The 19,719-nt window shown below is 58.3% G+C and carries 23 protein-coding genes; 16 read left to right on the forward strand and 7 right to left on the reverse strand.

Annotated elements, in window-relative coordinates; all coding sequences use genetic code 11:
- Window positions 1–7: 7 nt before the first annotated feature.
- The 7 genes from AC1DV9_RS21765 to AC1DV9_RS21795 all read left to right on the forward strand — a co-directional run bounded on the left by AC1DV9_RS21765 (window position 8) and on the right by AC1DV9_RS21795 (window position 8,331).
- Entirely contained in the window at window positions 8–820 is an 813-nt protein-coding gene (locus AC1DV9_RS21765; protein WP_477949998.1) for a hypothetical protein, read from the forward strand.
- 3 nt (window positions 821–823) lie between these two features.
- Window positions 824–1,525: a phage adaptor protein gene (locus tag AC1DV9_RS21770; RefSeq protein WP_477949999.1), complete on the forward strand. Its 702-nt coding sequence runs from the start codon at window positions 824–826 to the stop codon at window positions 1,523–1,525.
- On the forward strand, window positions 1,522–3,102 hold the full coding sequence (locus AC1DV9_RS21775) for a hypothetical protein (protein ID WP_477950000.1): 1,581 nt from the start codon (window positions 1,522–1,524) through the stop codon (window positions 3,100–3,102). The genes AC1DV9_RS21770 and AC1DV9_RS21775 overlap by 4 nt, the downstream gene beginning before the upstream one ends.
- A complete protein-coding gene (locus AC1DV9_RS21780) occupies window positions 3,099–3,479 on the forward strand; it encodes a GNAT family N-acetyltransferase (protein ID WP_477950001.1) in 381 nt (126 codons plus the stop codon). Before AC1DV9_RS21775 ends, AC1DV9_RS21780 begins: the two co-directional genes overlap by 4 nt.
- Window positions 3,479–4,261, forward strand: a complete 783-nt coding sequence (locus tag AC1DV9_RS21785) for a tail fiber domain-containing protein (RefSeq protein WP_477950002.1) — start codon at window positions 3,479–3,481, stop codon at window positions 4,259–4,261. The genes AC1DV9_RS21780 and AC1DV9_RS21785 overlap by 1 nt, the downstream gene beginning before the upstream one ends.
- Window positions 4,262–4,342: 81 nt before the next feature.
- Entirely contained in the window at window positions 4,343–6,298 is a 1,956-nt protein-coding gene (locus AC1DV9_RS21790; RefSeq protein WP_477950003.1) for a hypothetical protein, read from the forward strand.
- Entirely contained in the window at window positions 6,298–8,331 is a 2,034-nt protein-coding gene (locus AC1DV9_RS21795) for a hypothetical protein (RefSeq protein WP_477950004.1), read from the forward strand. The genes AC1DV9_RS21790 and AC1DV9_RS21795 overlap by 1 nt, the downstream gene beginning before the upstream one ends.
- Here AC1DV9_RS21795 and AC1DV9_RS21800 read toward each other — a convergent pair.
- Entirely contained in the window at window positions 8,307–8,549 is a 243-nt protein-coding gene (locus AC1DV9_RS21800; protein WP_477950005.1) for a hypothetical protein, read from the reverse strand. The genes AC1DV9_RS21795 and AC1DV9_RS21800 overlap by 25 nt on opposite strands.
- Before the next feature lie 66 nt (window positions 8,550–8,615).
- Between AC1DV9_RS21800 and AC1DV9_RS21805 the strand changes: the two genes are divergently transcribed.
- From AC1DV9_RS21805 to AC1DV9_RS21830, 6 genes are read left to right on the forward strand one after another with little or no spacing between them, the layout of a single operon-like run.
- Complete coding sequence (locus AC1DV9_RS21805; protein ID WP_477950006.1) at window positions 8,616–10,079, forward strand: hypothetical protein; 1,464 nt, start codon at window positions 8,616–8,618, stop codon at window positions 10,077–10,079.
- Between the two features lie 2 nt (window positions 10,080–10,081).
- Window positions 10,082–10,468: a hypothetical protein gene (locus AC1DV9_RS21810; protein ID WP_477950007.1), complete on the forward strand. Its 387-nt coding sequence runs from the start codon at window positions 10,082–10,084 to the stop codon at window positions 10,466–10,468.
- 1 nt (window position 10,469) lies between these two features.
- Window positions 10,470–10,961, forward strand: a complete 492-nt coding sequence (locus AC1DV9_RS21815) for a DUF7338 family protein (RefSeq protein ID WP_477950008.1) — start codon at window positions 10,470–10,472, stop codon at window positions 10,959–10,961.
- Between the two features lie 18 nt (window positions 10,962–10,979).
- Window positions 10,980–11,510 (forward strand): peptidoglycan recognition protein family protein, encoded by a 531-nt coding sequence (locus AC1DV9_RS21820; protein ID WP_477950009.1) that lies wholly within the window; start codon window positions 10,980–10,982, stop codon window positions 11,508–11,510.
- A 23-nt stretch (window positions 11,511–11,533) separates the two neighbouring features.
- Window positions 11,534–11,848 carry a hypothetical protein gene (locus tag AC1DV9_RS21825; RefSeq protein ID WP_477950010.1) on the forward strand — a complete coding sequence of 105 codons (315 nt, stop codon included), beginning with the start codon at window positions 11,534–11,536 and terminating at the stop codon, window positions 11,846–11,848.
- Window positions 11,848–12,207 carry a hypothetical protein gene (locus AC1DV9_RS21830; protein ID WP_477950011.1) on the forward strand — a complete coding sequence of 120 codons (360 nt, stop codon included), beginning with the start codon at window positions 11,848–11,850 and terminating at the stop codon, window positions 12,205–12,207. The genes AC1DV9_RS21825 and AC1DV9_RS21830 overlap by 1 nt, the downstream gene beginning before the upstream one ends.
- 365 nt (window positions 12,208–12,572) lie before the next feature.
- Here AC1DV9_RS21830 and AC1DV9_RS21835 read toward each other — a convergent pair whose 3' ends face one another.
- Window positions 12,573–13,049 (reverse strand): helix-turn-helix transcriptional regulator, encoded by a 477-nt coding sequence (locus tag AC1DV9_RS21835; protein WP_477950012.1) that lies wholly within the window; start codon window positions 13,047–13,049, stop codon window positions 12,573–12,575.
- 304 nt (window positions 13,050–13,353) lie between these two features.
- Window positions 13,354–14,391, reverse strand: a complete 1,038-nt coding sequence (locus AC1DV9_RS21840; protein ID WP_477950013.1) for an IS110 family RNA-guided transposase — start codon at window positions 14,389–14,391, stop codon at window positions 13,354–13,356.
- A gap of 489 nt (window positions 14,392–14,880) precedes the next feature.
- Here AC1DV9_RS21840 and AC1DV9_RS21845 point away from each other — a divergent pair, with 489 nt between their 5' ends.
- Window positions 14,881–15,156 (forward strand): hypothetical protein, encoded by a 276-nt coding sequence (locus AC1DV9_RS21845; protein WP_477950014.1) that lies wholly within the window; start codon window positions 14,881–14,883, stop codon window positions 15,154–15,156.
- A 155-nt stretch (window positions 15,157–15,311) separates the two neighbouring features.
- Window positions 15,312–15,950 carry a hypothetical protein gene (locus tag AC1DV9_RS21850; RefSeq protein ID WP_477950015.1) on the forward strand — a complete coding sequence of 213 codons (639 nt, stop codon included), beginning with the start codon at window positions 15,312–15,314 and terminating at the stop codon, window positions 15,948–15,950.
- 11 nt (window positions 15,951–15,961) lie between these two features.
- Here the strand turns inward: AC1DV9_RS21850 and AC1DV9_RS21855 are convergent, their stop codons facing one another.
- Window positions 15,962–16,315: a hypothetical protein gene (locus AC1DV9_RS21855; protein ID WP_477950016.1), complete on the reverse strand. Its 354-nt coding sequence runs from the start codon at window positions 16,313–16,315 to the stop codon at window positions 15,962–15,964.
- Between the two features lie 265 nt (window positions 16,316–16,580).
- On the opposite strand from AC1DV9_RS21855, the gene AC1DV9_RS21860 reads away from it, so the two are divergent.
- Entirely contained in the window at window positions 16,581–17,105 is a 525-nt protein-coding gene (locus tag AC1DV9_RS21860; RefSeq protein ID WP_477950017.1) for a hypothetical protein, read from the forward strand.
- A gap of 1,374 nt (window positions 17,106–18,479) precedes the next feature.
- On the opposite strand, the gene AC1DV9_RS21865 is transcribed toward AC1DV9_RS21860, so the two are convergent.
- The 3 genes from AC1DV9_RS21865 to AC1DV9_RS21875 form a co-directional block, all read right to left on the reverse strand.
- Complete coding sequence (locus AC1DV9_RS21865) at window positions 18,480–18,776, reverse strand: hypothetical protein (protein WP_477950018.1); 297 nt, start codon at window positions 18,774–18,776, stop codon at window positions 18,480–18,482.
- A 65-nt stretch (window positions 18,777–18,841) separates the two neighbouring features.
- On the reverse strand, window positions 18,842–19,336 hold the full coding sequence (locus AC1DV9_RS21870; protein WP_477950019.1) for a hypothetical protein: 495 nt from the start codon (window positions 19,334–19,336) through the stop codon (window positions 18,842–18,844).
- The gene (locus AC1DV9_RS21875; RefSeq protein WP_477950020.1) at window positions 19,333–19,695 is read right to left on the reverse strand and encodes a hypothetical protein; all 363 of its coding nucleotides are present in this window, start codon (window positions 19,693–19,695) and stop codon (window positions 19,333–19,335) included. Before AC1DV9_RS21875 ends, AC1DV9_RS21870 begins: the two co-directional genes overlap by 4 nt.
- Between the last annotated feature and the right edge of the window lie 24 nt (window positions 19,696–19,719).

Below are 19,719 nucleotides of genomic sequence, written 5' to 3' on the forward strand. Positions count from 1 at the left end.
CTCGACGATGAGCGAGAACAATTCATCCCTGACGTATCCGGTGTTCAAGCTGCTCAGCTCTCCGGACGAAGCCGAAAGCAAGGCGAAAGGCCGCCCGGTCTTCAAGGACCAGGAAGTCTGCGAAATCCGCTTCTCGGGCAACAAGATGACAGTCGGCGTTTTCCCGGCGCACGAACAGTGCGAATGGGGCGAAGATCCGGCCACCGGCGAGCGTGTCCGGCTGACCTATGCCCAGAAGTACAACGAGCAGTACAAGAAATTCAAAGCCGGTGAGGCCCAGGCTGCGCATGGCACGCCGCTTGAAGAACTGCCGTTCCTCACCCAGGCGAAACGCCTCGAACTGAAGGCGCTGAATATCTACACCGCGGAATCTCTTGCAGCGCTTGACGGCAACAATCTGCACATGCTCGGCATGGGCGGTCGCGACCTGAAGTCTCAGGCGCAATTCTATCTCGACAATGCCGTCAAGAACACTGGTGCGGCCGAACTCGCCGCCGAAAATGCGGACCTCAAGAAGCGTCTTGAAGCACTTGAGAAAGTGCTGGGCGAGGGCGCCGGCACGGCTCCGAAGAAGGGCAAGGGCAAGGCAGCAGCGCCCGAGAAGGAAAAGCCTCAGTCCACCAGCGATGACGGAGACGGCGGCACCAGCGCTGCAGATCCGGACAATCCCTTCAACGACTGGGAAGCCGAAGATATCGCGCTCTGGATCCAGGATACCGATCCTGAATTCGAGATCGATGGCCGTTGGGGCAAGGACACCCTTGCCGAGAAGGCCAAGGAATTGAACGACAAGATCGCGGCCGCAAAGTCCAAGGGCTGATCCATGACCATACTGAGCGCCTGCCAGAAGGCAGCAATCCGCCTTGTAGGCCGGAAGCCGACCTCGATTTTCAGCTCGACGAAGAAGTTTGAGCTGCAGATCTCGGATCTGGTGCAGGAGGCTGCCGTCGATATCGCGAAAGCGTTCGACTGGCAGGCGCTTATGGTCCTTGCCGAACACCAGGGGGACGGCGTTGCGACGGCATTCGATTTCCCGGCCGGGTTTGACCGGATGCCGGTCAAGGGCAATATCCATTCCGCAACCTGGCAGCAGAGCGGATACAGGCCTGCCCGCGATCGGGATCACTGGATCGATCTGCAGACCTACCTGAGCGCCGGGACGCCTGGCTACTGGATCGTGCTCGAAAACAAGATGCAGATCTACCCGCCGATGGGACCGAGCGAGAAGGCGAAATATTACTTCATCACCAATGAGATCGTGAAGGCCGCCAACGGTACCGGCAAAGCGGTGATCGACGCCGACACGGATACGTTCAAACTCGATGAGCGCCTGCTGACGCTTTCGCTGATCTGGCGATACCGCGAGCAGAACGGCCTCGAATATTCCGAATCCATGGCAAACTACGAACGCGCGCTTGCTCAGATCGGCGGCGCCGACAAAGGCAAGCGTATTCTGGCCGTCGGCGCGGGCCGCGTCCCTTATGGCGCCGATCTCGCGTTTCCCGGGACGATTATCGCGCCATGAGAAAGCCCGCTGCAAAGGTCAAGCCGCGCAAGGTAAAGACGAAAAGCTGGCCGGTCGCTGTTGCCGGCTGGATCGCAAACGAAAATATCGCCGCGCCGAACCCCGACGCTCCCCAGGGAGCCTGGGTGTACGAGAACATTCTTCCGACTGCGATCGGTGGCGAGGTACGCCGCGGCAGCGATGTGTTCGCGACGATGCCGACCACCACAAAGCCGGTCCTATCGCTGTTTTCCTACAAGAGCGGAAATCTGCAGTCCCTGTTTTCGGCGAACGAGAATGAGATTGCGGATATCACCGCGGTGCCGACCAACAAGCTGACTGGGCAAACCGGCGGCGATTGGAGTGTGGTGCAGTTCGTCAACGCGGATGGCGCCGCCTTCCTGCGAGGCGTCAACGGTATGGATACGCCGTTTGTCTTTGACGGAGCGAATTTCTCGTCCTCTCCGGCGCTGACCTTCGCAGTGGGCGTGACGGTGACTGCAAACCAGATGTCGCGCGTCTGGGCCTACAAGAGCCGATTGTTCTTCATCCAGAAGGAGACGATGGACGCCTGGTATCTGCCGGTCAACGTGATGGGTGGAGAGCTGGTACGTCTTCCACTGGCGGGCGTGTTCAGCCGCGGTGGGTCGCTTCTATTCGGTTCCGGCTGGTCTATCGAATCCGGCGATGGCCCAAATGAATACATTGCTTTCGTCACGACCGAAGGCGAGGTCGCTGTATTCTCTGGGTCAAATCCTGGCGATGCGAACGATTGGACAAAGGTCGGTGTTTATCGCATCGGCAAGCCGCTTGGCGCGAAGGCATTCTTTCGTGCCGGCGGCGATCTCGTCATATCGACCTCGATTGGACTGGTGCCGCTGTCGCAGGCGATGCAGCGCGATTACGCAGCCCTGTCAGCTTCCGCAATCTCGTTCAACATCGAGGCAGCCTGGAACTCGACGGTAGCAGAACGAAGCTCAGGCGCCTGGCACTGTGAAATCTGGCCGGAAAAGCAGATCGCTATCGTCTGCCTGCCGACGCTTTCCGGCGCGACGGCGCAAATGTACGTCGTCAATACCCGAACGGCCGCCTGGTCAAACTGGACTGCCTGGGATGGGAATTGCCTGGAGGTGTTCAACGGTCGGCTCTTCTTCGGTTCGAAGAACGGGAAGATCATCGAAGGCTTTACCGGCGGCTTCGACCAGGGCGTGCCATACACGTTTACCTATGCGCCGCTCTGCGAGGATTTCGGCAATCCTCTCACCGTTAAAACGGTGAGAATGGCGCGGGCAGTCTTGCGGACGGCGATCGAGGTTGACGCCCAGATCACGGTCCAGAGCGACTACATCCTCGATTTCCCGGCCGTGCCCGCGGCGCCGGCCATCCCCGCTTCAAATGAATGGGGAGCCGCAATCTGGGGCCAGGCTGTCTGGGGTGCGGGCAGGTTCAAGGAAATCCAGCAGGAATGGGACAACGCGTCAGGCCAGGGCAGTGCAATTTCGGCAGCTCTTCGCATCACGAGTGGTGCCGCGGTCCCGCTCGATAGCGAGATCGTGCGTATCGATATCACATACGAAGAGTCGGACATCGCTCGATGAGACTGGTTACCGATGAGCGAGTTGCCCGCATGGTCTCAGGATTGGTCGGGCGGCAGTTCGTGGCGCCGTATACGGCCATGGGTCTCGAAAAGGACGGTGAGGTCATCGGCGGCGTCGTGTTCAACGTCTTCGAAGGCGCCGACCTGCATGTGACTGTCGCGGGGCGGGGGTTCAGCCGCGGCTTTCTGGCTGACGTCGGCGAGTATGTGTTCCGTCAGCTCGGCTGCGAGCGAATGACCGTCCTCACTGAACAAGCCCGCATCGTTCGGATCGCTGAAAAGCTCGGCGGCGAGATCGAGGGGCTTCTGCGCAATCATTTCGGCCGGGGGCGGGATGCATTTCTCGTCGGCATTCTCAAAGACGATTGGAAGTTTTGATGGTCAGCTCTCCCAAGGCTCCTGATCCCGCAAAGACCGCTGCCGCGCAGGCCGGCATGAACGTCGATACCGCCCAGGCGCAGCAGCTCACGAACATGGTCGATCAGATCGGCCCTGACGGCTCCCTGAAATATACGTCCAGTGGCAGCAATTCCTTCGTCGATTCCACTGGCAAGACGGTCACGATCCCGAAGTACACGGCGACGACGACACTCTCGCCCCAGCAGCAAGCGATCAAGGCGCAGACAGACTCGGCGAGCCTCAATCTCGGCACCATTGCGAACGACCAGTCGGCTTTCCTGAAGGACTATCTCGGCAAGCCGGTCGATCTCAGCAATGAGGCGACGGAAGCGCGCCTCATGGAGCTCGGGTCGAAGCGGCTCGATCCGAAATTCGCGCAGGATGAGGAAGCGCTGCGCCAGCGCCTCGCCAACCAGGGTGTCATAGAAGGTTCGCAGGCTTGGAACTCGGCGTTCAACACCTTCAATGAGGGCAAAAACGACGCCTATAACAATCTGGCGCTCACTGGCCGCCAACAGGCGGTGAACGAGGCGCTGACAGAGCGAAACCAGCCGCTCAACGAGATTATCGGCCTTCTCAGCGGCTCGCAGGTTCAGCAGCCGCAGTTCGTCAATACGCCGCAGTCGAATGTGGCCGGGGTCGATTATAGCGGCTTGGTCTCCGACAAATACAAGGCAGACGTTGCGAAGTCTCAGTCGGCGATGGGTGGCTTGTTCGGTCTGCTTTCCGCGCCGTTCGGCATGTTCAGCTTCGGAGCTTGATAGATGGCAATTTCGAAAGCATTCGTCTGGGGCAACGGCGGCGCGCAGCTCACGCCGGAAGAGATTGCCAAGCAGCGCGAGGTGGAAGACGCGCTCTTGCAGCGTGGCGTGGATACGTCTCCCGTGGGCAGCGCCTGGGAGGGTCTTGCGCGCGTGGCAAATGCGGCCGCCGGCTCTTTCCGCCGCGGGCGTCTGCTGAAGGCGGAAGGCGAGAACAAGGCCTACGACGATAACGCTTTCGGTCAGATCGCTTCTCTGTTGGGTGGCGGCTCCATAGCCAATGCCGCCGGCGGTTCCGCCGCAATTCCGATGTCCGGAGCAGCGGCAGAAGTCAGCGCCGTTGATCCGGGCGACATGACCGGCAATCAGGTCTATAGCGACTTCATGGGCGAGGTGGGCAAGACCGTCAAGAACCCGTATGGGCTCGCCGCAATCGCAGCTACGGGCAATGCCGAGAGCAAGTTTTCTCCTGGCAACGTCAATCGAACGTGGAGCGATCCGAGCGAAAGCGGCCAGCCCGGGACGGCGGGCGGCATCATGTCCTGGCGTGGCCCTCGATACGAAGCGTTGGCCGCAACCGGCGATCTGAGCCCGACGGGGCAGGCGAAGTTCTTTGTCGGCGAAGATCCGAACCTTATCGCAAGCCTCAACGGCGCGAAATCCTTGGAAGAGGCGCAGAGCGCTATCAACCGGGCATGGGCATTTCGTGGCTATGATCGCCCGGGCGGTGAGACTGCGCGTCGCCTGGGTCTCGCCAAAGGCTATCTGCCGTCTTTTCAGGGGCAGGGCGCTCAAGTCGCGAGTCTCGATCCGGCGGCTGGCATGCCTCAGCCCGACGCAGCAGCTGCAATCAATGCGGCCGCTCCCGGTTCTGGTTATGTGGATCCGAAGGTTGTTCCCCAGGAAGCAGCCCTACCGCCTTTGCCGAGCCGGGATGTCAGTGCACCGCCTCCCGTAGCCTCCGTTCCGCCCGTCCAGGTCGCGCAGTCAGCGCCCGGCGTTGTCGCGCCCAATGGACAGGCAATCCCACCGGAGGTGCTGAAGGTGCTCGGCGACCCGCGCGTCAGCCAGCGCACCCGTGGCATTGCGCAGTTGCTCATCCAGCAGCAGCAGGCACGCCAGCAGGCAATTCTTGAGCAGCGATTGAAGCAGTCCGACCCCGGCTATCAGGCCGATCTACGTCTGAAGACGATCCAAGCCGACCAGCTTCTCAATCCGCAAATGTCGCCGGCCGAAAAGGCCCGCATTGACATGGATCGGGAGAAGTTCGGCTACGAGAAAACCAGCGATGTCGACAAGCTCGCGCTCGATCGGGACAAGTTCGACGCCGACAAGGCGAACAACGCGCTTACCCCTGACATCAAGGAGTATGACGCCTACGCGAAAGACGAGCGTGACGCTGGCCGCACGCCGCTGGGGAGGCTCGACTATCAGCTGGCAGTCAAAAGGGCGGGCGCCAGCAGCACGAACGTCACCACCGGCGAGGGCAGCAGCTTTTACAAGAAGCTCGACGAGAAGAACGCGGAAACATACGCAAGTCTCTCTGAAACCGGCATGCAGGCCCGCGCCAAGATGGCCCAGATCGACCGCCTCGAAGGCCTGATGAAGAATGCGCCGCAGGGTGGAGTGGGTGTCCTCAAGCAGGCTGCCGGTGAGTGGGGTATCGCGACGGAAGGTCTGAGCGATATCCAGGCAGCGAGCGCGCTCCTCGAGAAAATGGTGCCTGCACAGCGTGCGCCCGGTTCGGGCCCGATGTCTGACGCCGATATCAAAATGTTCCGAAGCTCGCTGCCGCGCGTGATCAATCAGCCCGGCGGCAATCAGCTCATCTTCCAGACGATGCGAGGCATCACCCAGTACGAAATCCAGATGGGCGAGATCGCCGATCGGGTCGCGAACCGGGAGATCGAGCCATCGGAAGCGCGCCGGCAGATCCAGGACCTGAAAAATCCGCTTGCTGACTACAAGTTCAGCGACGGGCCGACGCCGAACGGCGGAACGACGTCATCCGGCATCAAGTGGGGAGTTGAGCAGTAATGCCCGTCCTGAACATCGGAGGCCAGCGCGTCACCGTCGATGATAGCTTCATGAAGCTGTCTCCGGACGAGCAGAATGCGACTGTCGAGGAAATCGCCAAATCGCTGCCGCAGGCGAAGCCGTCAGAAGGCGGCATGTCTGTAGACAATGCCGTGCGCTCGGTCGCTCGTGGCGCGCTCGGTGTCGGTTCGTATCTCGATGAACTCAATGCGGCCACCAACGCCACACTGGCGCCGCTGGTCGATCCGGTCCTGCCTGACAGCTTCAAGAAGCTGACGGGCGATACCTGGGGTGAGCGGTATAACCAGGCACTCGATATCCAACGCGGCAAGGATGCGGCATTTGATGAACGGCATCCCGTCGTGTCCACTGGCCTGAAGATTGCTGGCGGTGTCGGCTCCGGCCTCGGCCTCATCAAGGCGGCGCCCGCCGTCGGTGAAATCGCGCTTGGCAACGGCGGGATTTCGCTACCCGGGCGCATAGCTGCCACTGTCGGAGCGGGCGCAGGCACGGGACTGGTCCAAGGTTTCGGCGCTGGTGAAGGCGGCGCGCTGAATCGCTCGCGGCAAGCTCTCGTTGAGGGTATTACGGGCGGCGCCACAGCCGGCGCATTGATGCCTGTTGCTGCTGGAGTAAATGCTGGACTCAAAGCCGGTGCTAAAGCTCTAGTGGGTGAAAGCGACGATGCGCTGTCGGCCATGACGAGAGAGGGCCGGGATTACGTCACGAAAGAGTTGGCGGAGCCCGAGCAGCTCGGCTGGTACCGCACTGAGCTCGATCGACTTGGCCCTGACGCGACCCTTGCGGACGTATCCCCATCATGGCTGGGTGTTGCCCGCGGTGCGGCGGCTCGACCTGGGACACGCGATGCCATTGTCGAGCCGTTGAACGAGCGCGCCGCGATGGCGAACACGCGTCTGCGGAGCGACGTTGAATCTAGTCTTGGCTCAGATCCGGTTCCGTCCGCGATCGACCGGCAGCTTGTGCAAAGCCAGGATCAGGTTGGCCGGCAGTATCGGCCGATCTTCGAACAGCGGTCACCGTACGACTTCACGCCGATCACAGGGGATCTCGATCATCAGATTTCGACACTTCGCGGCGACGCGCAGCGCCAGTTGATCCGGGTCCGCGGCATGTTGAACGAGTTTGGTGCCGACGGCGTGACGAATGACCCGTCCGTCGCCTTCCAGACCCGCCAGGCGATCGATGGTGTCCTCGCCACCGAGCAGAACCCCAAGGTGATCAACGCGCTCACTGATGCCCGACAGATGATCGACGACGCGCTGACGCGGTCAGTGCCGCGCATCAAGGAGGTGGACGCTAACTTCCACGAACTCGCCCGCCAGCGCGAGGCGTTGGAGATGGGCCGCCCGATCTTGAACAACGAAGCCAGCGCCATGCGCCCGGGTGAACTCGACCAGGCGCTGACGGCCGGCGGCGAACCGCACGGCATGCTGATCGGGCCTTCGGGCGCATCGACGCGAATGCGCCAGAGTGCGCTGGGAGAGGTTCACCGTGCTATCGGCACCAAAGCCAACGACACGACAGCGCTGCGCAACATCGTCCGCGGTGAGGGCGATTGGAACCGCGACAAGCTCGGTCTGCTGTTTGGGCAGGACAATGCGGACACCGCGCTCAACGCGATCGACCGGGAAACGGTCTTCGGAGATACCGCCAATCGCGTAACCCGTGGCTCAGATACAGCGATGGGATCACGCTTTGCAAAGTTCCTCGACGACATCGAGAACGCTCAGGAGATCCCGGCTGACACCACGTTGACCGGTCTCGGTACGAAGGTCGCCCGAAAGGTGCTTCGGTCGATGACGGAAGCCAAGGCATCCGCGGATGCTGGGAAGGTAGCCAGTGAAGTTGGCCGGCTGAGCGTGGCGCAGGGCAAGGCGCGCGACGAGATCATCGAAGCGCTGATGAAGCGCGGCAAGGAAAACGTGATCGACCAACAGCGTCTAGCGGTGATCAACGCTCTTCTGCAAAGCGGCGGCAGGGCAGCCTATCCGTCCCTCGGAGTGCGCTGACCTCGCAAGGTGTCCCAGCGCCCGATGAAGAAGCATACAGGTCCAGCAAGCACGATGCCGCCAAAGAGACCGATGAATAGGTCTGGCAACTGGGTCACGCCCCAGCGGATGGCCATGTTGATCGGAATGATCAGCGCAATCGTGATCACGACCGTCAGGACGCCGACGATTTTCAGCGCCTTGTGTGAAATCTCTCGCGGGTCGTGATCGATCTGCATATCGCAACCAATACAGCAGTCTTCGAAGCCTCGCAATCGCGGGGCCTTTTTCGATTGGAGACCTGAGTGCCCTACGATTCAAACGGCAACTTTACCCTGGTGGACACCTACTTCGTCGAGAACGGCGATACCGTCCTTCCGATCCAGCACAATCCGCCGCTGGAGGATATCCAGGCAGCGCTCAGCAGCTTGTTGGTGCGGGACGGCCGGGCGCCGATGACCGGCAATCTCAACATGGGCAACAAGAAGATCATTGCGCTGGCAGACGCCACTGCAGCAAGCGATGCCGCGACGAAAGGGCAGTTGGACCAGGTCGCACTCCGCTACGTGGTAAAGGCGGCAAACTATAAAGGCCTTGTGACCGACAGCGCGGCGCTTCTGTGGTTTACAGGCGCCGCACCAACGCTGACGCTTGACCCTGCTGCGACGCTCCTTGCGAACTGGTACATTTTGATCAAGGCCGCAGGCGGTGACGTCACCATTGATCCCGACGGCACCGAGTTGGTGAACGGCTCGGCGACGGCGGTTGTCAAAAAGGGATCGCTGGGACTGCTGGTCTGTGACGGGACGGGCTTCAAGCTCCATACAGAGTTTGTCGCGAGCAGTGACTTTCTCGGCGGCTTCAGGGACAAGCTGATCAACGGCGCCGGCGAGATCAATATCCGGTCATACACCACGGTCGCCGACGACACCTACTGGTGCGATCGGAACTATATCCTCACGCAAACAGCTGCGATCACGCCTACGATCCTGCAGGGCGTGTCGAACGGACTGCCATACATGATGCGGCTTACCCAATCTCAGGCCGCCGCTCAGCGTATGGGCAATGCTCAGATCATCGAAGCATCCGTAGCTCAGAGGCTGCGCGGCAAGCAGGTGACGTTGGGCGGAAAGCTGCGCTGCTCCTCTTCACAGCCTATCCGGTTCGCTGTTTTGGAATGGTTCGGCACCTCAGATGTGCCCGTTTCGGACGTCGTCTCAAACTGGGGAAGCGGCAGCTTCACGGCCGGCAGTTTCTTTCTCGGTTCGAACCTCGGGGTCGTTGCGGTCGGCTCGATCACCCCGGCGGCGAACACAATCACGGATTGGTCTCTTGTCGGTAACATTGCGGCCAGCAACAACATCATCGTGATGATGTGGACCGAAGGAACGGCGGCACAGAACGTGACGCTCGATATGACGTGGGGTTTGGTGGTCGGCGATGCTTCGGCAGAGACGTGGCCCTACGAGATGCGCAGCCCGCAGCAAGAACGAGGACTGTGCGAGCGCTATTGCGAGGATGGCGCTTTTGGCTGGTACGGCAACACCGCTTCGGCGGGTAGCTACAGTGTTTTTGTGAATTACCGAACCATCAAGCGAACAACTCCGACGCTTTCCGGCGCGGACCAGGGTGCCAGCGGCTTCCCTGCAGGGGCGCCAACGTTCTCTGTTGTTGATGGGCTTCGCTCGTTCCGAGCCACCAAAACGGCAAACACCACCGGCACCCCATCCTCATTCACATTCACCTATCTAGCAGATTGCGAGCTCTGACCATGCAGGCACAATTCACCGAAGACGGCATGATCCTGCTTACCCGTGACGATGGCACGCAGTGCTACGTTCCCGACGACGAAGCTAATCGAGATCGGCAGATGCTGACAGACTGGGAAGCGGCGGGAAACTCGATTGGGCCGTACGTCCCGCCGCCCGCGCCGCCCTACCAGATCTCCAAGACGACGCCTTGGCTCAGGATGACCGACGATGAGGCAGAGCTCATCACCGGCGCAATGCAGCAGGCCAATGCTCGGCAGAAAGCGATCTATGACGCTGCCAGCTATCTCAGTTCAGGCGATCCGCTGTGGGGAACCCTGCATGACATGATCGCCACCACGCTCGGCTCTGCGGCCCGAGCTGCCGAGCTTCTCGCTCCGGAGACCTGACATGATCCTCCGATACATCCTCTACTGGCCCGTCAACCTCGGGCTGGTCCTGCTTGCGTTCGTCCTGTCGCCAATTCTGGCGGGTCTTTCCATGCTGATCGGCAAGCCTGTCCTGCCTGGCGTCCTGCAATGGTTTTCGACGCTCGACAACACGCTCGATGGCGGCCAGCGGCAAGGATACAAGGTCGGGGTGACCGGCTGGCGTCTCTGGTGGCAGCGAACGTGCTGGATCTGCCGCAACCCGGCCCACGGCTGGCAGTCTCGCCTTCTCGGGATGTCGGCCGATGGCCTCGTCTATCTGAAAGCCCCAGCCGACGCCGACAACCCGCGCTACTGGCTGATGGCGAATAATCATCACCGCTTCTTCATGTGGAAGCGTGAACAGCCGCTCTTCGCCGGCTGGTATCTCAAAATCTGGCTCGGCTGGCTGAACGTCGCCTACGACGGCGTCAACTGCCACTACCAGTTCAACGTCGGCCTAAAGCGCCGATAAACCCTCAAGGACATCGCTATGACTTACAAGCTTCCGCTGGATTGGCTCCAGCCGGTGAAGATGACTCGTATCATCCTGCATTGGTCCGCTGGTGGCTGGAAAGCTTCCAATCTCGACAAGGAGCACTATCACTTCATCGTCGAGAACGCGGGCACCGTGGTGAAGGGTGACCACTCCATCGCCGATAACGTCAAAACGGCCGACGATGACTATGCCGCCCATACTCGCGGCTGCAACACCGGATCGATCGGCGTCTCAATGGCCTGCATGGCGGGGGCGGTCGAAAGCCCGTTCAACGCGGGCAAATTTCCGATGACGGAAACGCAGTGGAACCGGGCGATGGAAGTGATCGCGCATCTCGCGAGCTTCTACAAGATCCCGGTGACGGACAAGACGGTTCTCTCGCACGCTGAAGTGCAGACCAATCTCGGCATTCAACAGGCTGGGAAGTGGGATGTGTCTCGCCTGCCGTTCGAAGGCAAGCCAACGACCGTTGGTGCCAGGGCCTGTGGCGACAAGATGCGCGCCCAGGTGAAGGCTCTGCTGTGAACGGAGCGATCAAGCCAAGGCGCGTGAAAGAAGCCAAGCCCAGCGGTGAACCCGGCTGGTCTTGGCGCAAGGCTCTGATCTTTCCGAACGTCGTGGTGGCCTACTGGATGCTCTACCTGCTGAAGGATTCGGCAGACACCCGCGTTAACGAAACGATCTCCTGGGGAATGACTTTGAACATCATCGGTTCAATCTTCATTTTCACCGGCTTTGCTACCGCCCAGGACATCACCGCCATCTTCGCCACCAGGACCGGCTTGCCATACGCGAACCCTCCCGTGGCCGTCGATGGCGAACCCGTCAATCCAGACGATCCTGATAGGGACGAAAGAGGCTGATGTTCGGTATTTCCAAAGCCGCCGGCACCGCCATTGCCATTCTCGTTCTCGCGCTGCTCGTGATCGGCTCAGGATGGCTGATGGTGCGCGAGGTGCGGTCCATGGCCAATGATGCCGCCGATCGCGCTACAGACGCTGCTGACGCCAAATGGAAGGCGGAAATCGCGAATGCGAACGCCGAGGCAAACCGGAAGGTCGCCGACCAGGCGAAAGCCGCGCTCGCGATCGAGGCCGACGCCAACAGCCGTATCAACGCGGCATCCCAAGAACTCGAAGAACTGAGGAAGCGCAATGCGGCTTTGCCTGGTGCTGATGCTATCGGCCTGTCCCGTGATCGTGTCCGGATGCTCCCCGAGTGAGCCGACGCCGACGGTGAGGAACGTCTACCAGAAGACGACACTGCCGCCGGTTGCTCGCAAGATCTACCCGCTCACTAGGAAGCCCGACAAAGATCTTCCGCAATACGATGTGCTGAACATGTGGTCGGCCGATCGTACGGCGAGGAACCTCACGGAAATAAGCCGGAAGGCTTGTGTCGAGGCTGTCGACGCCACTTCCAATGGAGACCCCCGCTAATGGCAGCACCTGTCGTTAAATCGACCAATGGCTATCGCCTACCGGTGACGGTTGTCACCAGTGGCGGCCTCCCAGTGACCGAAGCATCCAATGGATTCGGCACTCCGATTATCGAGGTCGCCAAGGGCGGCCTTCCGATCACCTATGATCAGGACGCACTTTCAAAAGCAAGGATCGAATCCAAAATACGAGCTACAAGTTTCATTTGCTCTGCCGGCAGCCTCTGGATCAGTTGGATCACGCGCCGTCGTTCGTTTGCCTCTTCAGGCGTTGCTCCCCACAAATGCGGAGCTGCATCGAACAGGAAGTCATCTGGAAAAACCCTAAACAATTCGCACATGTGCAGGATTTGGGTGGCATGAAACTTCGTCAGCGCACGCTCGTATCTGCCGTAGACCTGCTCCAACGAACCCAACAGCACAGCAAGCTCCGCGCGGGACAGATTTGCTGCAGTGCGTTGGCGCCGAGCAGCCTTGGAGATTGCTTGGTCCATCTGTTCTTGCCCGGCCACGGCGTTGAAACTCTTGCGCCGAAAGGTCAGTCTGCCTGACTTCGGATCGTCGACCGGTACCAGACCGTGATCAGCTACATAGTCGGAGACATCCACCATTTTCCCTGCTTTCATTTTGCGGCCTAAAGCATTAGCCAATTGAACGGGTGCTGGCTACCGGTTCGTTTTGGACGAACGCTGCCTGAGAGGGTTGGACGGCCGGTTAGGCCGGCCGCCCCTAGAACGCTATGCCCGATAGTATTTTCTACAACGCCCATACTACACTTCGGCCTTTATCGCTGTGCGATTGGCCCATTTTTAACTCGGAAAGCAGCTGGCTTAAACAATCGAACGCGTTCACTATCGCAAGCTTCAATACGGCCTAATCTACTTACTATGCGTTGCAATAAACGATTCTTTCGGGCTTGCGTCCATGGTTTTAGGACGAATCGGGTCTGAGTGAGGACGCCCCTTGGTAAACACCGCCCTTAGTTAGAAGGGCCCAGATCATCCGTGCCATTTTGTTGCAAAACGCAATAGTTGCTACCTTCTTCGGCTTTCGTTCAATCAAACGCCGCAACCAGTCATCCATTCTTCCAGTGACCCGAGCCGCTGCAATTGCTGCGGTGGCACCCGTGAAAAGCAACGCTCGAAGATTGGAATTCCCCATTTTGGAGATGCCTCGACTTTGTGTCGTACCCCCACTTGAATACGCTTTGGGAGTAAGGCCAAGCCATGCTGCAAACTGCCGACCGGACCTGAACGCGTTGGGGTCGGATACGAACGCTTTAATGGCAAGAGCGGTTTGAACACCAACTCCAGGTATGGTCATGAGACGCTGCAGCTCGGAATCTGCTTTTACCGCTTTATTCAGCAATTTATCAATTCGCCCGAGACGAGCGTTGATCGTCGCGATTTCCTCGCCGAGTTCGTCGAGCGCAACGCGAGCAATTGCTGGCAGCTCAATGTCGGGCTTGTCTCGGACTAACTCGATCATCATCTCAACATCTTGACGACCGAGCTTGGTGGCCAAGCCGAACTCCGCCAAGTGACTGCGCGCCGCGTTGACGATCCTAGTCCTCTGCCGCACCAATAGATTTCTCACACGATGCAAAACCGCCAAACCCTGTTGTTCAGACGTTTTGATGGGAACGAAGCGAATATTTGTCCGCTTGAGAGTTTCGGTTACCGCAACTGCATCGTTAGCATCGGTCTTTCCGCGCGGCACGAAGGCCGTAACCAGTTGCGCGGGAATGAGCTTCACGTCATGGCCACGGGCAGCGATTTGCCTAGCCCAGTAGAACGATGTCCCGCAGGCCTCCATTGCCACGAGGCAAGGTGAGAGGTCGCTGAAGAACCCAAGAACCTCGGCCCGTTTTATCCTTCGATTGAAAAGCGTAGCGCCGAGGGCGTCTACTCCATGGACCTGAAAAACATCCTTTGCCACGTCGACACCAACAATCTTCGGATAGCTCACTTGACATTGCCCTCATTAAATCAGCGGTGCCGATGTAGATGGAAACCATCAAAGATGAAATGCGGCACTACCGACAGGTGTGCGAAACTTCAGCACCATTTTTGGTATCGCGCCATCGCGGACCACGTTCAATCGTAAGCTGTATTTTCCTCGCGTAACGACCAAGCACGATGAGGCCGTTCCGAAAGCTAGCTGCAACATTGACGGCAACAAAGGGGCGAGCAGCGGACAAGTAACTGCCCCTTACAATCGAGTGGGTCATTTATTCCTTGAAGGCGGGGAAAAACTCGGCGACAAGATAGCGCGCTGCCTCATTGGGCAGCGCACGAAGCCCATGCAGAGCGTGCAAGAATTCTAGCGCCGACAGTGTTTCCGGCCAACCCCATTCCATGCACTGAGAAGGTACCGGCTTGATATCGGTCTAGACCGCCTAATTACAGACGGGAGGTATTTCAAAACTCCCCGGCACTATGCTTCCAAGGATCTATCGTGGCGGATCTTAAAAAACTCGACGAGATGACTACCGAGGAACGCATCGAGCTTCTTGAGACCTTAGGTGAAAGCCTCTTGATGTCCGCATCGATCGCGAAACATGAAGACGATCCCATTTGGGAGGACATGTCTGAACTCGGCAATCGCCTTCAAATAAACGCCGAGACTATCGCGCGGGACGAAACGGAGAATGCTGAGCATCTAGTTCTGGAGGCAATCCATCTCCTAGCCAAGTTCGAGCATGGTAGCGGTGGCAGCCACACCAACCACTGAATGGCCGGAACCAGCTGTGCAAAGCGCCGTGACATCGACTGCGGGCAACCAAACACTCAAAGCCGCTCATCTAGGGCGGCTTTTCTTATGGCAGACAAATGAGCACGGCATCGCATTCGAAAGGCAAGGGCAGGGGAATGGCAGGGAGCTTGGAAATGAGCAGCAACGGGAATAGCTTCGATCCGATGGCCTCTTGGGCTCGTCTGTCTGAGCGAGTCGAGAACCAGGGCAAGGATCTGTCAGACCTGCGTTCGAATATGAACACGGGGTTCCAGCAACTGAACGCCGCGATCAACACGCTCTCCAACGAGGTCCGAGGCGGCTCCAAGACCCAGTGGCCTATCATCATCGGCTTCAGCTCGGTGACGATCACGATCCTGGCTGGACTTGGCTTCCTTGCGCTGCAGCCGATCAAAGATAACATCGCGCAGATCCGGGAAGACGCGAAGGTTCAAACGGCCAGCACCTCGACGGCTATTGCAACACTGGTCGATAAGATGGTCAGCAAGGATGAGATGCAATGGCGGACGCAGCGCGGTGTGGAAGACAGGCAGCGAACTGACAGCGCCGTAAAAGACCTTCGAGACGCCCAGGTGCCACGCGCAGAACTCGATCGCGTGTTCGCGGCCTACGATCAACGCTTCCTCGACCAGCAGCGGCAGCTCAGCGACATGAAGGAATCGCAGGGCAGTGTGTACGGCGCCCGTGACGTCATCATGGATCTGAAGACCAATCAGCAGCGGCTTGAGCGAGAACTGTCCGACATGAAGACAAGGGCGGGCGCACAGCCATAGCTCCTGGGCGATCAATGCATTCTACGAGGCCGGGGCAGCATGCCGGCAGCCTTGTCGGCAACTATTTTAAGCGTCTCCCAATCCGGCAGATCCCGTTCGGCCGCACGCTCCTGTACAGCAGTCAACATCCATGCGGCAGCTTCGACGCTTTGGGCTTCCTTGCATTCGTTGAAGTGCTTTAGACAAGCAACGATCCTTGGTCTGGCAGATCCGTCAGCCCATGGAATTGACGCGGCCAGTGATCGAGCCTCCGAGTAGGCGTCGGCTATTTGCTGCTTCTCTCTCTCACTGCTTTCGGTGATGACGCCCAATGTAAAGATCAGTGTTTTCATCAAGTGGCGGCTTTCATCAAATTGATCAGGCAAAGGTGTTCTCCCACGTTCGAGGGGAGACTAGATCAAAAGATATTAAGATTGCAATTTTTGAATGTATTTTTCCGAAGCGGCACAGGGGTAAGAGCGCGAGCTTTCAGACATGAAGGAGAGGGCGGCTGACAGCTATGGCTCGTATCTTCAACGCTCCGCGCGTGGATTTTGATCCAGCGCACCCAAAAAAGCGAGGCGCTTTTGCTTGCACCCATTTGGCCTAGATGTTTATACATGTTGAGAATTAAACAAATAGGTCAAAAAGATGCGCCTGATCTTGGTTCTGCTTGCTAGTCTCTTCGTTTGGTCTTCCGCGTATGCTCAGTCGCGGGAGGACACGGTAACTTATATACTTCTTGGCATTGAAAATGGATCGAAGAGCGATTTCACCAAGTCTCTTTGGGTGAAGGACGGCGACGGCAGTTTCCTCACAAAATACGTTGGCCCCAACAAAGCCGAGGCTACGAATCTTCTGACAGTGACTGCGATCAGTGATTGTGAGTATGAGATGAAAGACCAGCGCGGCGATAAGCCTCCAGTTATCTCCCGCTTCAATTTTGAGAAAGCGGGCGATGCTCAACCTTCGATCCCGCTCGACAAAATCGACGGACACAACCCGGCCAGGATCACTATTCCCAACGTGGCGGTCTGCCTCGTGGCAGATTCCAATGGAAAGTGCGTTCCTATCAACCCGTTTGAGAGCAGGCTGATGGTCAACCCTCAAGCGACGCGGACAGTAGCAGCTATGAAATACTTCAAAGAAAGCTTCTGCAAGGGTGCGTCGTTCTAGCCCGCGCGGTCGCATGCGTTGGACTTTGGTCTGATATCTTAGGGAAAGAAAACCCCGCTCAGAGGCGGGGCAAGGTGCTGTGGGAGTTTGATGTCGGGGAAAGTGACATCGGTAACATAACTCGGAAGGCTGCATGTTGGTTCTGCGCTAATGTCTCCGCGCGGACAGGTCGTAGACTGCCGGTGGGTAGGATTTGGTGAAATCTCCGGTGTTGCAGTTGCGCTTTCGTCAATGACAAACTCGGCGTCAAACCTTGAGTTCTAGATGAATGGAAAAGCAGATATTTGCCCAAGGGCGAGGTAGCGATTGCAGCACACGAGAAGCGCAGCAAATTTTCAAAATTTAAATCTGAAAGATTTGCGCTGCACCGTATCTACACGATACTTGCGCAGCGAGTACCATTGTTGACGGGAAAAGTCAATCGATTTCATCGTTGACGTGAATCAGGTCCTTTCCTATCTCTGTTTCATCACCCACCCGCAGCTTGCTGTGGGCTCAAAGGCCGCAAGGGGTTCGCCTCTCAGCGGCCTTTGCTTTTTTTGGGGGATGACCATGCGGACAATCGTCTACATTGACGGCTTTAATTTGTACTATCGCATGCTCAAGGCACGACCGGAATCAAAGTGGCTAAACCCACTTCGGCTCGCCCAGAATGTCCTCTCATCAGTCAATAACATAACTCAAGTCAATTATTACATCGCCCGAGTCTCCGCGCGAGCCCATGACCCTCTCGCCCCAGCTCGGCAGGCTACATACCTGAAGGCGCTGGACACCGTCCCCGAGGTTAAAATCCATGAGGGTTCGTTTATGCTGTCCCGTCCTTGGATGCAGCTTGCAACGCCGCCTTCAGCGAAACCACCTGGTTACGTGTGGACGAACCCAGCTCCCACTTTAGTGAGAGTGATTAAGAGCGAAGAGAAGGGAAGCGATGTTAATCTCGGTGTCCACCTAGTGCGTGACGCGTTTACTGATGCATTCGACGTCGGTGTTGTGATAACGAATGACACGGACCTGGTGGAACCCATCCGTATCGCTATTGAAGAGGCCGGCAAGCAGGTCGGCTTGCTCATTCCAGTAAATAACCCATCCCAAAGCTTAACAAGTGTAGCCTCATTCGTGAGGCACATTCGTCCCGGTCATCTCTCGCAATCCCAATTCGCAAATCCACTTACGCTCCCGGACGGGAATATGCTCCAAAAGCCGTCAACTTGGGTGTAGCTCCTAAGCCTTGGTACTTGCCTCTCGCGGCGCGCTTTGGCGATCCCGATCAAGACATCGAGCCCACCTTTCTCGCGCTCCGCTCGCGGCGCTGCGAGAGGCCCCGGCGATTGGTCAGATGAATGCCACAGATGAAGCGGCAATCCACGAGCTCGCCTAGGGCTGCTTAGAACCCTCGGCCCCATTGGCCGACATCAGAACATGATACCGTTCTTCCACCCGGCGCATAGCCTCCCGGCCTTCGTCGTTGAAGCCCGATTGCGGCATGACCCGTAGCCGAACGTGGGTGGCGAGCAGGTTCCACATCCATTTCCCCTTCATCGTCCCGTGCAACTGCTTCTGAATGCGGCCGATGCAGTTTTCGCCGTCATATCCGGACCAGTCATTGTCGTCCGGCGGATCGTTCTCGTCGATCTGGGTTCGGCGCCAATGGTAGAGGGGTTGGTAGGGCATTCGCTTAGTCTAGCAGTGAGGGGCGTCGGTTAAAATTTCCAAAGAACTCGATCGCGACAGTCTGCCTATAATCCTTTCCAGTACTTCTCGTCGTGAGCCTCTTGAGCCTTCCAGTCCGCCATGCCCTTCTTGGTAATGCTCACCTCGTCATCCTGACCGCTGAGGCCATGAATGATTTCGAGATATCCGCGATCTGCAAGTTTCTTTTGGGTGTGCGGCCCAAAGCCGCGAACCTCGGACGGATGAAGCTTTCTACCGACGCCAAGCTCCACAAGCCGTTTCATTGCGGCGTATTCTCTATGATCGAAGGCCTTCTGGATTGGTTGCGGGGGGTCGGTAACTGGGTCCCATAGCCGCCATTTCGATGTGCTATTATCTTCCCGGTCGTCTACGTCGTCTGAGACAATACTAGGCGAAAGGCCGAGCTTTGGCGGCGGACCTGCACCTGGGAAGATAGTAGCGACGTAAGTCTTGAGATCGACCTGTACCAATGAACCTGTCTTTTCGGCAGCTCGGATCAGTCGCTCAATGTCTGCTTGTCGGAGTGATGCGCGTGTCATTTTCTACCCCGCTTTGCGGCCTTCACCGCCTGCGGTTCCGACGCGCGCTCCTGTTCACGCCACTCCTGCCATTGTTCAAGCGTCTCGAAGTCTTCCGGCCGAACCTTATCCGCGTACAATCGATCCCCAAACCTACGCTTGGGAACCGCATCCTGTTTGTTTGGATCCAACGCGGCCAACCATTCGTCAAGGCGTTGGCGCAGATATCGCTCTCCCCGTGACGAGCCGGTGAAAGATATAGGCCGAACAGGACAGACCTTGTCGAAAGTCTCTGGGCTCAGGCCGCAATACGCTGCGGCAAGCTTCTTGTTGAGGGCAGCAGGCCACCCCGGCAACTCGTTCAAAGGCTCGCCCTTCATTTGCCCTCCAGTCCTAATTTTCGA

Source organism: Rhizobium sp. 01L410 (assembly GCF_056400165.1).